Below are 12,169 nucleotides of genomic sequence, written 5' to 3'. Positions count from 1 at the left end.
CGCGCGCCCGCGCGTCAGCGGACGGGCGTGCCCTGCGGCTGCTGCGGCGAGATGCCGAGCGCCGTCGTGTACTTGGCCAGCGCCAGCTTGCCGATCGCCGGGTACGGGCCGAGCGGCTCGGCGGTGGAGCAGCCCACCTCCTTGGCCGCCTCCTCCAGCAGGGAAGCCTCGATCTCCGGACCGATCAGGTACGGCGCCAGCGCCAGCTGCTGCGAGCCCGAGGAACGCAGCTGCTCGGCCACGGACGCGATCGAGCCCTCCTCGTCCAGCGCCGCCGCCATCACCGGCACGGCGAGGCGCGCGGCGAGGAGCATGCCGGTGATCCCGGCCGCCTGGACGGCCTCGTCACCGCCCACGGAGGCCAGGATGATGCCGTCCGCGGCGGTCGCCACGGTGAACAGGCGGGCACGGTCGGCGCGGGCCAGACCGGACTCGGAGAGCCGCACGTGCAGCGCCTCGGCCAGCAGCGGGTGCGGGCCGAGCACGTCGGTCAGCTCGGCCGCGATCCGGCTGTCCATGACGGCCTGCCGGATGCGACGCAGCAGCGCGCCGTCCGGGCCGGCGAGCAGCGGCACGACGACGGCGACGGGGCCCTCGGGCTCCTTCACCTCCAGGCCGGCGGCGCGTGCCTGCTCGTAGCGGGCGGTGCGCTCCTCGGCGGCACGCACGAGGACGGTCGACAGGGTGAAGAATTCCTCGTCGTCCCCGTCGAGGTGGCCGATTCGGGCGTCGAGGCCGGGAAGTTCGGAGCGGGCGATGCTGATGACCTCGTCGGCGAGGCCTCGGGTGGCGCTACTGGGCGTCCCCGGCACCGCGAGGACGAGCGCCGGCGCGCCCTCGGGAGCCACCAGGGGTTCGGGACGGCGGTGCCGTCCGGGCTGGCGGGGGCGCGGCATTCGTACTGGCAGGCCGGACGCGGGCCCAGTGGGGGAGCTCATGGCGCCGCATGTTACTGGTTTCCTGGGTTTCCCTGTTCGGGGAGGGTGCAGGTGAGCGGTATCCGTCCGGTTTTGTCTGATGAGTGATGTACGGATCGGACGACATCGGCACGATTCACCTCACCGGCGGACCGAAAATCGGCCGCCCGGCACCGTCGTCACCCACAGCATCCCGTCGTCACTCGGGAGAGTGAGCGATCCGGTCGTCAGGGCGGCCGCGATCCGCACCGAACCGTCCAGTGGATCACCCTCGGCGGCCGTCCGCCGTGCGTGCGGCAGCCGCTTCGCCAGCTCCTGCTCCAGCGGTACGACGAGGGGATCGCCCATCTTCAGCAGGCCACCGGTGACCGCGACGCGGGGCTCGCCGCCGGACGGGCAGACCGCGGCGGCCGAGTCGGCCATGTGCCGGGCGGCGGCCCGCAGGACGTCCGCGGCGACGGGGTCGTCGGCGGCGCAGGCGGCCACCTCGGGCGCGAAGGAGGCGAGGACGGCGGGACGGTCGGTACGCGGATACAGCTGACCGGGCAGGCCCGCGACCGGCCCGAACCGTTCCTCGGCGCGGGCCAGGAGCAGCGCTGAGCCGCCCTGGCGCCCGTCGTGGGCGCGTAGCGCGGCCTCCAGGCCGGCCCGCCCGATCCAGGCGCCGCCCCCGCAGTCGCCCAGCAGGTGTCCCCAGCCGTCCGCCCGGCGCCAGCGGGTCAGGTCCGTGCCGGTGGCGATCAGCCCGGTGCCGGCGGCGACCACCGCTCCCGCCCGGGGGCCGATCGCACCGGCATAGGCGGTGACGGCGTCGGCGGCCAGTGCGACCGTGCGCGCGCCCAGCTCCCGGGCCAGCGCGCCCGGCAGTTCGGCGCGCAGGGCGTCGCCCAGCGTGGCGAGCCCGGCGGCCCCGACGACGACGGTGCCGAACCCGGTCACCCCGGTCTCGGCGGTCAACGCCCTGGCCATGGGGACCAGTTGCGCCATCAGATGCTCGGGATCGATGCCGCGCGCACCGGTGCGGACCGGTTCCCGCGAGGTCCGCCGCCCGAGCCCCTCCGGACCGCCGCCGCCCGCGTCGTCCCCGGCCGTGCCGACGGCGACGCGCAGGCCCGAGCCGCCGGAGTCCACGGCCAGGAAACCGCCGCTCACGGCAGGCGCCAGTCGACCGGCTGACCTCCGAGCCGGACCAGCAGGTCGTTGGCCCGGCTGAAGGGGCGGGAGCCGAAGAAGCCCCGGTCGGCCGACATCGGGGAAGGGTGCGCGGACTCGACGGCCGGCAGGTCGCCGAGCAGCGGCCGCAGATTGCGGGCGTCGCGGCCCCACAGGATGGACACCATCGGCTTGCCGCGCGCCGCCAGGGCGCGGATCGCCTGTTCCGTGACCTCCTCCCAGCCCTTGCCGCGGTGGGCGGCGGGCTTGCGCGGGGCCGTGGTGAGCGCCCTGTTGAGCAGGAGCACGCCCTGCCGTGTCCACGGGGTCAGGTCCCCGTTGGAGGGCTGCGGAAGACCGAGGTCGGTGTTCAGCTCCCGGAAGATGTTGACGAGACTGCCGGGCAGGGGGCGCACCTCGGGTGCGACCGAGAACGACAGCCCCACCGCGTGTCCCGGGGTCGGGTAGGGGTCCTGCCCGACGATCAGGACCCGGACGTCGTCGAAGGGCTGTTGGAAGGCCCGCAGGACGTTCGCTCCGGCTGGTAGGTAGGTGCGTCCGGCGGAGATCTCCGCGCGCAGGAACTCACCCATGGAGGTGATGCGCCCGGCGACGGGTTCCAGGGCCTTCGCCCAGCCCGCTTCGACGATTTCATGCAAGGGTCGTGGTGCCACGGGCGTCACCCTACTGCCGTACGGGTGACGCCCATCAACCGGTGGCCGAGGCCGCCCCCCGAGGCCGCCCCCGGGGTCCGCCTCACCCGACGGTCGCGGCCCGCACGCACAGCACGTCCGGCAGGTGGGACGCCAACTGCCGCCAGCTGTCGCCGTCGTCGGCGGACGCGAACACCTCGCCGTTGCGGTTGCCGAAGTACACGCCCGCCTGTTCCACGTCGTCGGTGCACAGCGCGTCGCGCAGCACCGTGCCGTAGTGGTCCTCCCGGGGCAGCCCCGCCGTGAGCGGCTCCCAGCTCTTGCCCGCGTCCGCCGTCCGGAACACCCGGCAGCGGTGGTCGGCCGGGACCCGGTCCGCGTCGGCGTTGATCGGGAAGACGTACGCCGTGTCGCCGCGGTGCGGATGGGCCGCGACGGCGAAACCGAACGTGGACGGCAGGCCCTCGCCGATGTCCGTCCAGTGCCCGCCCGCGTCGTCGCTGCGGTACACACCCCAGTGGTTCTGCAGATACAGCCGGTCCGGGGTCGCCGCGTCCCGTGCCACCTTGTGCACGCACTGGCCGAACTCCGGGTTCGGGTCCGGCAGGAAGACCGCGGAGACACCGGAGTTGGACGGCGCCCAGCTCGCGCCGCCGTCGGCTGTCCGGAACACGCCGGCGGTCGAGACGGCGACCGTGACCGACTTCGGGTCCCGTTGGTCGGTGAGCACGGTGTGCAGCCCTTCGCCGCCGCCGCCCGGCATCCACTGGGAGCGCGTGGGATGCTCCCACAGGGGGCGGATCAGCTCGAAGCTCTCGCCCCGGTCCTCCGAGCGGTACAGCGCGGCCGGCTCCGTGCCCGCGTACACCACGTCCGGCTCGGCGGCGGCCGGGTGCAGCTGCCACACCCGCTCCAGCGAAGCGCCGGTCTCCTTGGGGAACTTGACGGCCGGCTGCCCCGGTTCGGTCCAGGTGCGGCCCAGGTCGTCGGAGTGGAACACCGACGGGCCCCAGTGTGCGCTGTCCCCGCCGGCCAGCAGCCGAGGGGTGTCGCCGCGGGTGTCGAGGGCGACCGAGTAGACGGCCTGTGCGTTGAAGTAGGGACTCTCGTCGAACTCCCAGGTGCCACCCCGCCGGCGCCCGATGAACAGGCCCTTGCGGGTGCCCACGGCGAGCAGTACCTCGGTCATGCCGATCACCTCCGCGGCGTCGTCGTCGACGCCTTTGTCTCGGACACGGGCCAGTCTGCACCCCGGCACTGACAGTCACCTCTGGAAGGGCTGTCGTAGCAGGTCAGGACGGTGACGTCGGGTCCGGCGAGAGGTCCCGCCGCATGAGCCGCTCAGCTTTCGCCGCTCAGCCCTCGCCGGGCAGCGCCCGCGCCAGGATGCCGCCGAGGTCGGCCCCGGCCGGCAGCGTGCCGAAGGCGTGCCCCCAGTCGCCGCCGAGCCGGCTGGCGCAGAACGCGTCCGCGACGGCGGGCGGGGCGTGCCGGACCAGCAGGGAGGCCTGGAGGGTCAGGGCCATCAGCTCCACCAGGCGGCGGGCACCGGTCTCGGAGGCCTGCGTCAGCCCCGACTCCAGCCGGGCCACGGCGGCGTCCAGCCGGGCGTCCGCCCCGCGGGCGAGGGCGAGTTCCCCGAAGAGGGCGTGCGTGCTGGCGGGGGAGCGGCCGAGCGCCCGCAGCACGTCGAGGGCGTTGACGTTGCCCGAGCCCTCCCAGATCGACAGCAGGGGAGCCTCGCGGTAGTGCCGGGGCATGCCCGACTCCTCCACGTAGCCGTTGCCGCCGAGGCACTCCAGGGCCTCCGCGGTGAACGCCGGGCCCCGCTTGGTCACCCAGTACTTGCCGACGGCGGTGGCGATCCGCCGGAACGCCGTCTCCCCGGCGTCCCCGCGGACCGAACGGTCCGCGGCGCCGGCGAGTCGCAGGGTGAGCGTCGTCGCCGCCTCGGACTCCAGTGCCAGGTCCGCCAGCACGTTGCGCATCAGCGGCTGGTCGACCAGCCGGGCGCCGAACGCGCTGCGGTGCCGTACGTGGTGCCCGGCCTCGACGAGGGTCTTGCGCATCAGCGTCGCCGAGGACATCACGCAGTCCAGCCGGGTGCAGTTGACCATCTCGATGATCGTCTTGACGCCCTGGCCCTCGGGCCCGACCAGCCAGGCGACCGTCCCGTCGAACTCGGGCTCGGACGAGGCGTTGGACCGGTTGCCGAGCTTGTCCTTCAGCCGCTGGATGCGGAAGGTGTTGCGACCGCCGTCGGGCAGCACGCGCGGCACCAGGAAGCAGGACAGGCCCCCTGGCGCCTGGGCCAGCACCAGGAACACGTCGCACATCGGCGCCGACGTGAACCACTTGTGCCCGCGCAGCGTGTAGACGCCGGGTTCGGCGGTCGGGGTGGCCGCCGTGGTGTTCGTACGGACGTCGGAGCCGCCCTGCTTCTCGGTCATCCCCATGCCGGCCAGCAGACCACGCTTCTCCGTGGGCGTGCGCAGCCCCGGTTCGTACTCCCGGCCGGTCAGCAGCGGCTCGTAGACCTTCGCGAGCTCGGGCTGCGCACGCAGCGCGGGGACGGCCGCGTAGGTCATCGAGGTCGGGCACCCGTGGCCGGCCTCGGTGTGCCCCCACACCAGCCCGCCGGCGGTCCGGGCGGCGTGGGCGCCCGGCCGGTCGTCGGCCCAGGGCGCACCCGCCAGCCCCTCGCCGACCGCCACGCGCATCAGGTGGTGCCAGCTCGGGTGGTACTCGACCTCGTCGACCCGGTTGCCGTACCGGTCGTGCGTGCGCAGCACGGGCTCGTGGCGGTTGGCCAGGTCCCCCCACTCCTGCGCCTGAGCGCTCCCCGCCCGCCTGCCCAGCCGCCGCAGGTCCTCCTCGGCCCACCCGGCGTCCTCCCGCCGCAGGCCCTCCAGCAGGGCCGGGTCGTCGGAGGCGTCGTAAGGGGCCAGGGGCGGGGGCTGGTTGGTGACCTCGTGTGTGGCGCACCCCTCCGGATGGCCCGCGGGCTCCTCGTACGGCTCCTGCGCGCGTGTCGTCATGGTTCGAGTGTTGCACCATTTCTACAGGCGCAGCAATAGTGCAACACCGGGAGCGCGCGTACAGTACGTGCTCATGTGGATGGACGACACGTGCCCGCGCGGATGAACGACTCGGCGGTCCCCGGCGGGCTCACCCTGCGCCCGCTGTCCGCGCGGTCGGTCGTCCTGAGTCTGCTGCTCGGCACCCATCCCCCCGAACTGCCGGTGCGGGAGCTGGTGCGGCTCGTCGAGGGCTTCGACGTCGGCGGGTCCACCGTGCGGGCCGCGCTGAGCCGGATGGTCGCCGCCGGAGACCTGCGGCGCACGGACACCGGCTACCGCCTCAGCGAGCGGCTGCTGGAGCGCCAGCGGCGCCAGGACGAGGCCGTGCGCCCGCACACGCGCGCGTGGGAGGGCGACTGGGAGATGGTCGTGATCACCGCGACGGGGCGCGGTCCCGCCGAACGCTCCGACCTGCGTGCCCGGCTGACCGCCCTGCGCCTCGCCGAACTCCGCGAGGGCGTCTGGCTGCGCCCCGCCAACCTGCGCCGGCCGCTGCCCGCCGAGCTCGATCTGGTGGCCGAGCGCTGTGCCGCACGCCCCGGCCGTCCGGCCGCCGAACTGGCCGGGGGCCTGTGGCCGCTGGACGACTGGTCCGCCACGGCCCGGGCGCTGCTCGCCCATGTCGACCGGGCCCGGCGTCCGGCCGACCGTCTCACCGCCTTCGCGGCCGTCGTGCGTCACCTGCTCGCCGACCCGGTCCTGCCCGCGGAGCTCCTCCCGGCCCGCTGGCCGGGCACGGCCCTGCGCGACGCCTACACGGACTACCAGCGGGAGCAGGCCGGACAGGTCCGGGCGCGGGGCGCCCGGACCTGAGGGGCGGCATCAGCGCACGGTCACGCGCCGTGTCACTTGTAGGTGATGTCGGACGGCGAGTACTTGCAGTGCGTGCCGTCGGGGCCCGAGCCGTTGGAGTCCGGCTCGTCGCCGTCGTCGTTGCCGATGTACTTCTGGCACGGGACGATCTTCTTGCCGCTGTCCCCGACGATCGTGATGTTGCGCAGGGTCGCGCTGTCGCCGTAGTTGGTGTTGATGCCGGCGATCCGGCTGCCCTTCCAGTTCACCTCGATGGTGTCGAGGTTGATCGTCCGCTTGTACTGCGTCGAGCAGTTGCCGCAGGAGCGGATGAAGGTGCCGAAGTTCTTGACCGCGAAGCCGGAGACGTTCAGCGTGCCGGCGCCGTTGAACTGGAACACCTTGTCACTGGCTTCCTTGGCGCCGCCGCCGGTGACGGTGTAGACGTTCGACGACGAGGAGCCGCGGAAGGTCGCAGCGTCCTCGCCGACGTCCTCCCACCAGACGTTCTGCAGGGTGCAGCTGCCCTTGCAGTGGATGCCGTCCGCGGCGGGGGCGCCGATGATCACGTTCTTGAGGACGGCGCCCGGGGCCAGTTCCAGGATCGGGCCCTGGTCCTCGTCCTGGCCGCCGGAGCCGAGGTCACCCGTGCCGTAGAGGCGCTTCATCCCGTAGTCCTTGGTACCGGAGACCGGGATGGTCGAGGAGACTCCTTGGCTCCCGTTGGGAGCCGGCCAGGTGGCGGCGTGCGCCGCGGAAGCTCCGGAGGTCATGAGCATGCCAGCCGAGAGTCCGAGTGCGGCCAGCGCGCCGGTCGCGGCGCGTCGCCGCGCGCGGGGGCGAGTCGCAGCAGTCATGTTCTGATCCCTTCCATAGGGAGTGGGGGTGGAACGGAACATGTACGTGAACGCTGTGCGTGATGGTGTTTTCCGCCGCGAGCGCGGAGGGGTGCTGGTGGGGTCATTGCGGCCCACAGCGTTCGCGGCGGTCATGCTGATGAACGGACCGTAGAGGGCAAGCGCTTTCTAGTCAACGCCTCGCGCAAGGGTGCGCGCCGCCTCACATGGCCCAGCCGTACTGGTCCGGCATCCGGACCGCGTCGCCCAGCTCCCGTGCGGCGTGCTGGGCCCACGACGGGTTGCGCAGCAGCTCGCGGCCCAGCAGGACCGCGTCCGCCTCACCGTTGGCCAGGATCTTCTCGGCCTGCCCGATGTCGGTGATCAGGCCCACGGCGGCGACCGGCAGCGGGGTCTCGGCCTTCACGCGTGCGGCGAACGGGACCTGGTAGCCGGGCCCGGTCGGGATCCGGACGCGCGGGACGTTGCCGCCGGTGGACACGTCGAGGAGATCGATGCCGTGCGCCCGGAGGTCGCGGGCGAAGCGGACGGTGTCGTCGGGCGTCCAGCCGCCCTCCTCCAGCCAGTCGGTCGCCGAGGCGCGGAAGAACAGCGGCTTGTCGTCCGGCCAGACCTCCCGCACGGCGTCGACGACTTCGAGGGCGAAACGGGTGCGGTTCTCGTACGAGCCGCCGTAGGCGTCGGTGCGGTGGTTGGAGTGCGGCGACAGGAACTCGTGGATCAGGTAGCCGTGGGCACCGTGGATCTCGACGATCTCGAAACCGGCCGCGAGGGCCCGGCGCGCGGCGTCCGCGAACTGGCGGACGACCTCCTGGATCCGGGTGGCCGTCAGCTCGGTCGGCACCGGGTGGCGCTCGTCGAACGGGAGCGCGCTCGGGGCCGCCGGCTGCCAGCCGTGCGCGTCCGGGCCCACGGGAGCCCCGCCCTTCCAGGGCTGCGCGGTCGACGCCTTGCGGCCCGCGTGGGCCAGCTGGATCGCCGGAACCGTGTTCTGGGACCGCAGGAAGTCCGTGATCCGGCGGAACGCCTCGACCTGGGTGTCGTTCCACAGGCCGAGATCCTGCGGGGAGATGCGGCCCTCGGGTGACACGCCGGTGGCCTCGACGACGATCAGCCCGGTGCCGCCCACCGCGCGTGCGCCGTAGTGCGCGAAGTGCCAGTCGCCGGGGACGCCCGCCAGGGGGCCGTCCGGTGCGGCGGAGTACTGGCACATCGGCGGCATCCAGACCCGGTTCGGGATCGTGGTGTCACGCAGTCGGAGGGGCTGGAAGAGGGCGCTCATGAGGCTGCTCCCTTGGTCGCGGCAGAGGGACAGCTCGTACGATAGCCCTCGTAGTACGGCGTGTGTCAAACTACGATGGGCCTCGTACAATGGGAGCCGACGGAGGGCTTTCCGGCAAGGGACCCTCCCGGACGAACTGGAGCCGCCGTGACCCCCGCCGCCACCGCAGCCGGCACCCGCGACCTGCCGCACCCGGCACGCGGGGAGATCCGGCTGGAGGGAGTGCTGCACGCGCTGTCCGACCCGGTGCGGCTGCGTATCGTGCGGGACCTCGCCGCCGACAGCGACGAGCTCTTCTCCTGCTCCCACTTCGACCTGCCGGTCACCAAGTCCACCACCACGCACCACTTCCGGGTGCTGCGCGAGAGCGGGGTGATCCGGCAGACCTACCGGGGTACGGCGAAGATGAACGGCCTGCGCAGGGACGACCTGGACGCGCTCTTCCCGGGGCTCCTCGACGCCCTCCTGGCCGCCGCGGCCCGCCAGGCCGCCCGCCTCGGGGCCGGCTGACGGCGGGCGGGGGGCGCGGACTCAGAGCGCCGGACGCCCTCGGCTCGCGGCCGTCCGCGCCGCCGCCAGCAGCGAATCCCAGTCGGGCAGTTTGACCACGTGGCGCCCCAGCGAGGCGCCGAGGTCCGCCTCCGCCCGCTCGATGGCCCGCCACCCGGCCCACTCGACCGGCTCGATCCCCTCGGCGCGCAGGAGTGCGAGAGGGTCGGCGGAGAGGTCCCGCCCGGTGAGCGCGGCGGCGTCCGCCAGCAGGGACGTCACCGTCTCCTTCGCGCAGGGGCGGTTGGTGCCGATGACGCCGGTGGGGCCGCGCTTGATCCAGCCGGCCACGTACTCCCCCGGGGCGACGGCGCCCTCCCGCAGGACGCGCCCCGCCCGATGCGGCACGGTGCCGCTCGCCGCGTCGAACGGCAGCCCCTCCAGCGGCACCCCGCGGTAGCCCACCGACCGCAGCACGAGCTGCGCCTCGATCTCCTCGTACCGCCCGGTGCCCGTCACGCCACCGCGCCCGTCGGGCGCCGTCCGCTCGAAGCGCACGGCGCCCACGCGGCCGTCGCGGTCCGCCGTCAGTTCCACCGGGCGCAGGAAGAAGCGCGGCCGGATCCGCCGGGCGGTGTCCGGCGCGGCTCGCTCGGCCCAGCCGCGCAGCACCTCGACGTTGCGGCGCTGCGGAGCGGGCAGTGCGGAGGAGTCCCGGTACGCCGGGTCCAGCGCGAGCTCCGCCGGGTCCACCAGGACGGCCGTGTCCGGCAGGGAGCCCAGTTCGCGCAGCTCCTTGGTGGTGAAGCGGGCCTGCGCCGGGCCTCGCCGGCCCACCATGTGCACGTCGGCCACCCGCCCGGCGGCGAGTGCGGCGAGGGCCGCCTGCGGCATGTCGGTGCCGCTCAGCTCGGCGACGCCGCGGACCAGCATCCGCGCCACGTCGACGGCGACGTTGCCCACCCCGATCACGACCGCCGACCGCACCCCGTGCAGGAAGCCGTCGTCCACGGCGTCCGGGTGGGCGCTGTACCAGGAAACGAACTCGGTCGCCGACCAGCTGCCCGGCAGTTCCTCGCCGGGGATGCCGAGACGCCGGTCGGTGGCGGCGCCCACGCAGTACACCACCGCGTGGTACAGCTCGCGCAGCCGCGCGGACGGCACGCCCCCGGGCCCGACGGGGACGCCGCCGAGGAACCGCACCCGCTCGTGCTCCAGGACGGTACGCAGGGTGTTCTGCAGAGACTTGATCTTCTCGTGGTCCGGCGCCACTCCGTACCGCACCAGTCCGTAGGGGCACGGCAGCCGGTCCAGGACGTCGACGTGCACGTCGCGGCCGAGCTGTACGAGGCTCTGGGCGGTGTAGCACCCGCTCGGTCCCGAGCCGATGACGGCGACACGCAGCACGGCGGAACTCCTTGTCCGGGAGGCGGATGGTCCGGAAGTCGGAGGGGGTCGCTGGTGCTTCCAGCATCCCACCGCCGTCGCTCCGCTGACAGGGTGCCGCGCCCGGTGAACGGCGCGTGTTCCGTGCGTGTTCCGTTCGTATGGAATGTGATCATTCGGTTACGTTGCGTGTGTGCTCGAAGCATCCTTCGTTGATCGTTCTCTTCAGCTTTCCGACCGCTGTCCGGACGACGGTGAGATGTCCGTGCGGCACACCTGGGTGGTGCGCGAGGGTGACACCGCCACCTCGTGGTTCGACGTCCGGCTGACGTTCGCCGACGGCGCCCGCGTGGAGGCGCTCGCCGTGCTGTCCGGTCAGGGTGTGCGGGTCGAGGACGTACGGGCCGAGCCGCCACTGTCCCTCGACGACCTGGCCGTGCTCGCCGAGTGGCTGGAGGACCCGCTCTTCGAGGCCTGCGTGCCTGGCGACGCGCGTGTCGCACCCGCTGCCGCGCGGCGGCGGGCCCGTCCCGCGTGGCCGCGCGGCAGGGAGGGGTGCCGGCTCGTCGCACAGGAGTACCGGGCGGCCCGGGAGGCGGGCGGCGACCCGGTCCTGGCGGTGATGCGCGCGACGGGGCACAGCCGGCGCAAGTCGCTCAGGCTGATCGGCCAGGCGCGCGACGAGGGCTTTCTGACCCCGCGTCGCGCACGGCGTTGAGGACCCGCCGGCGGTCCGTCACAGCATCCCGCGCATCCGCGAGATCTCACTCGTCTGCTGGGCGACCACGTCGTCGGCCATCTCCTCGATCCGCACGTTGTTGCCCTGCGACTTCGCATCCGTGGCCATGGCGATCGCGCCCTCGTGATGAGTGATCATCAGCTTGAGGAAGAGCCGGTCGAAGGCCTCGCCCTTCGCCGCACGCAGTTCCTCCAGCTGGGCACCGGTCGCCATCCCCGGCATCGAGGCGTGGTCGTGCCCGTCGCCGGCCTCCTTCTCGCCGTGGTTCTTCAGCCAGCCCTGCATGGCCGCGATCTCCGGCCCCTGCGCGGCGGAGATCCGTTCGGCGAGCTTCTCGACCTGGCCGGACTCGGCCCGCTCCGGCACGAGTTCGGTCATCTCCAGCGCCTGGGCATGGTGCCGGATCATCATCCGCGCGTAGGAGACGTCCGCCGAGTTGGGGGAGTCGTCGTCGGCGCGCTGCTTCTCGGCGTCCTCGGCGGAGAGCGTGCGGTTGCCCTCGCCCGGCTCGCCCGGAGCGATCACCGAAGGCCCGGCCGCGGCCGCCGATCCGGTGTCCGAACCGGAGTCGCAGGCCCCGAGCCCGAGCACGGCCAGTGCGGTCAGTGAGGCGGTGGCGAGCGACGGCCGGGACAGCGCGGGACGAAAGGACACAACGACCTCCTGCGGCTCGGGAGTGTCCCCCTGGTGGGAGGGACGCGAGGCACCTCGTGGGTGCGATGACGGTCCTGGCACGCTTCCGCGCGTCACTGATCAGAAAACTGCATCGCGTGTTTGTCGCCCCCTGTTGATATGCGCATGCCTAAGACGATACTGCGGGGA

12 protein-coding genes are annotated in these 12,169 nt (G+C 73.3%); 3 read left to right on the top strand and 9 right to left on the bottom strand.

The window, feature by feature from the left end; translation table 11 throughout:
• Positions 1-14: 14 nt before the first annotated feature.
• From ACZ4V1_RS08920 to ACZ4V1_RS08900, 5 genes are all read right to left on the bottom strand, one after another.
• On the bottom strand, positions 15-938 hold the full coding sequence (locus ACZ4V1_RS08920; RefSeq protein ID WP_468331600.1) for a sirohydrochlorin chelatase: 924 nt from the start codon (positions 936-938) through the stop codon (positions 15-17).
• A gap of 120 nt (positions 939-1,058) precedes the next feature.
• A complete protein-coding gene (locus tag ACZ4V1_RS08915; RefSeq protein ID WP_468331597.1) occupies positions 1,059-2,069 on the bottom strand; it encodes an N-acetylglucosamine kinase in 1,011 nt (336 codons plus the stop codon).
• Positions 2,066-2,743 carry a uracil-DNA glycosylase gene (locus tag ACZ4V1_RS08910; protein WP_468331594.1) on the bottom strand — a complete coding sequence of 226 codons (678 nt, stop codon included), beginning with the start codon at positions 2,741-2,743 and terminating at the stop codon, positions 2,066-2,068. Before ACZ4V1_RS08910 ends, ACZ4V1_RS08915 begins: the two co-directional genes overlap by 4 nt.
• 82 nt (positions 2,744-2,825) lie before the next feature.
• Positions 2,826-3,980: a WD40/YVTN/BNR-like repeat-containing protein gene (locus ACZ4V1_RS08905; RefSeq protein WP_468331591.1), complete on the bottom strand. Its 1,155-nt coding sequence runs from the start codon at positions 3,978-3,980 to the stop codon at positions 2,826-2,828.
• Positions 3,981-4,077: 97 nt separating this feature from the next.
• The gene (locus tag ACZ4V1_RS08900) at positions 4,078-5,760 is read right to left on the bottom strand and encodes a DNA alkylation response protein (RefSeq protein WP_468331588.1); all 1,683 of its coding nucleotides are present in this window, start codon (positions 5,758-5,760) and stop codon (positions 4,078-4,080) included.
• Between the two features lie 102 nt (positions 5,761-5,862).
• On the opposite strand from ACZ4V1_RS08900, the gene ACZ4V1_RS08895 reads away from it, so the two are divergent.
• On the top strand, positions 5,863-6,615 hold the full coding sequence (locus ACZ4V1_RS08895; protein WP_468332315.1) for a PaaX family transcriptional regulator C-terminal domain-containing protein: 753 nt from the start codon (positions 5,863-5,865) through the stop codon (positions 6,613-6,615).
• Between the two features lie 32 nt (positions 6,616-6,647).
• Here ACZ4V1_RS08895 and ACZ4V1_RS08890 read toward each other — a convergent pair whose 3' ends face one another.
• A complete protein-coding gene (locus tag ACZ4V1_RS08890; protein ID WP_468331585.1) occupies positions 6,648-7,451 on the bottom strand; it encodes a pectate lyase in 804 nt (267 codons plus the stop codon).
• A gap of 202 nt (positions 7,452-7,653) precedes the next feature.
• Positions 7,654-8,733 (bottom strand): NADH:flavin oxidoreductase/NADH oxidase, encoded by a 1,080-nt coding sequence (locus tag ACZ4V1_RS08885; RefSeq protein ID WP_468331582.1) that lies wholly within the window; start codon positions 8,731-8,733, stop codon positions 7,654-7,656.
• Positions 8,734-8,880: 147 nt separating this feature from the next.
• Here ACZ4V1_RS08885 and ACZ4V1_RS08880 point away from each other — a divergent pair, with 147 nt between their 5' ends.
• Positions 8,881-9,243: a helix-turn-helix domain-containing protein gene (locus ACZ4V1_RS08880; RefSeq protein WP_468331579.1), complete on the top strand. Its 363-nt coding sequence runs from the start codon at positions 8,881-8,883 to the stop codon at positions 9,241-9,243.
• Positions 9,244-9,264: 21 nt separating this feature from the next.
• Here the strand turns inward: ACZ4V1_RS08880 and ACZ4V1_RS08875 are convergent, their stop codons facing one another.
• The gene (locus ACZ4V1_RS08875; RefSeq protein WP_468331576.1) at positions 9,265-10,629 is read right to left on the bottom strand and encodes an FAD-dependent oxidoreductase; all 1,365 of its coding nucleotides are present in this window, start codon (positions 10,627-10,629) and stop codon (positions 9,265-9,267) included.
• Between the two features lie 238 nt (positions 10,630-10,867).
• Between ACZ4V1_RS08875 and ACZ4V1_RS08870 the strand changes: the two genes are divergently transcribed.
• Positions 10,868-11,326 carry a DUF6214 family protein gene (locus ACZ4V1_RS08870; RefSeq protein WP_468331573.1) on the top strand — a complete coding sequence of 153 codons (459 nt, stop codon included), beginning with the start codon at positions 10,868-10,870 and terminating at the stop codon, positions 11,324-11,326.
• A gap of 18 nt (positions 11,327-11,344) precedes the next feature.
• Here ACZ4V1_RS08870 and ACZ4V1_RS08865 read toward each other — a convergent pair whose 3' ends face one another.
• The gene (locus ACZ4V1_RS08865; protein ID WP_468331570.1) at positions 11,345-12,001 is read right to left on the bottom strand and encodes a DUF305 domain-containing protein; all 657 of its coding nucleotides are present in this window, start codon (positions 11,999-12,001) and stop codon (positions 11,345-11,347) included.
• Positions 12,002-12,169: the final 168 nt, after the last annotated feature.

This window comes from Streptomyces sp. NPDC028991, assembly GCF_055564775.1.
Note: the sequence above shows the minus strand (reverse complement) of the source record. Positions and strands in the feature narration are given on the sequence as shown.

Coding starts and splice junctions, on each gene's coding strand:
- ACZ4V1_RS08885 (WP_468331582.1), bottom strand. CDS start 8,733: ATGAGCGCCCTCTTCCAGCCCCTCCGACTGCGTGACACCACGATCCCG.
- ACZ4V1_RS08895 (WP_468332315.1), top strand. CDS start 5,863: ATGAACGACTCGGCGGTCCCCGGCGGGCTCACCCTGCGCCCGCTGTCC.
- ACZ4V1_RS08870 (WP_468331573.1), top strand. CDS start 10,868: ATGTCCGTGCGGCACACCTGGGTGGTGCGCGAGGGTGACACCGCCACC.
- ACZ4V1_RS08920 (WP_468331600.1), bottom strand. CDS start 938: ATGAGCTCCCCCACTGGGCCCGCGTCCGGCCTGCCAGTACGAATGCCG.
- ACZ4V1_RS08900 (WP_468331588.1), bottom strand. CDS start 5,760: ATGACGACACGCGCGCAGGAGCCGTACGAGGAGCCCGCGGGCCATCCG.
- ACZ4V1_RS08890 (WP_468331585.1), bottom strand. CDS start 7,451: ATGACTGCTGCGACTCGCCCCCGCGCGCGGCGACGCGCCGCGACCGGC.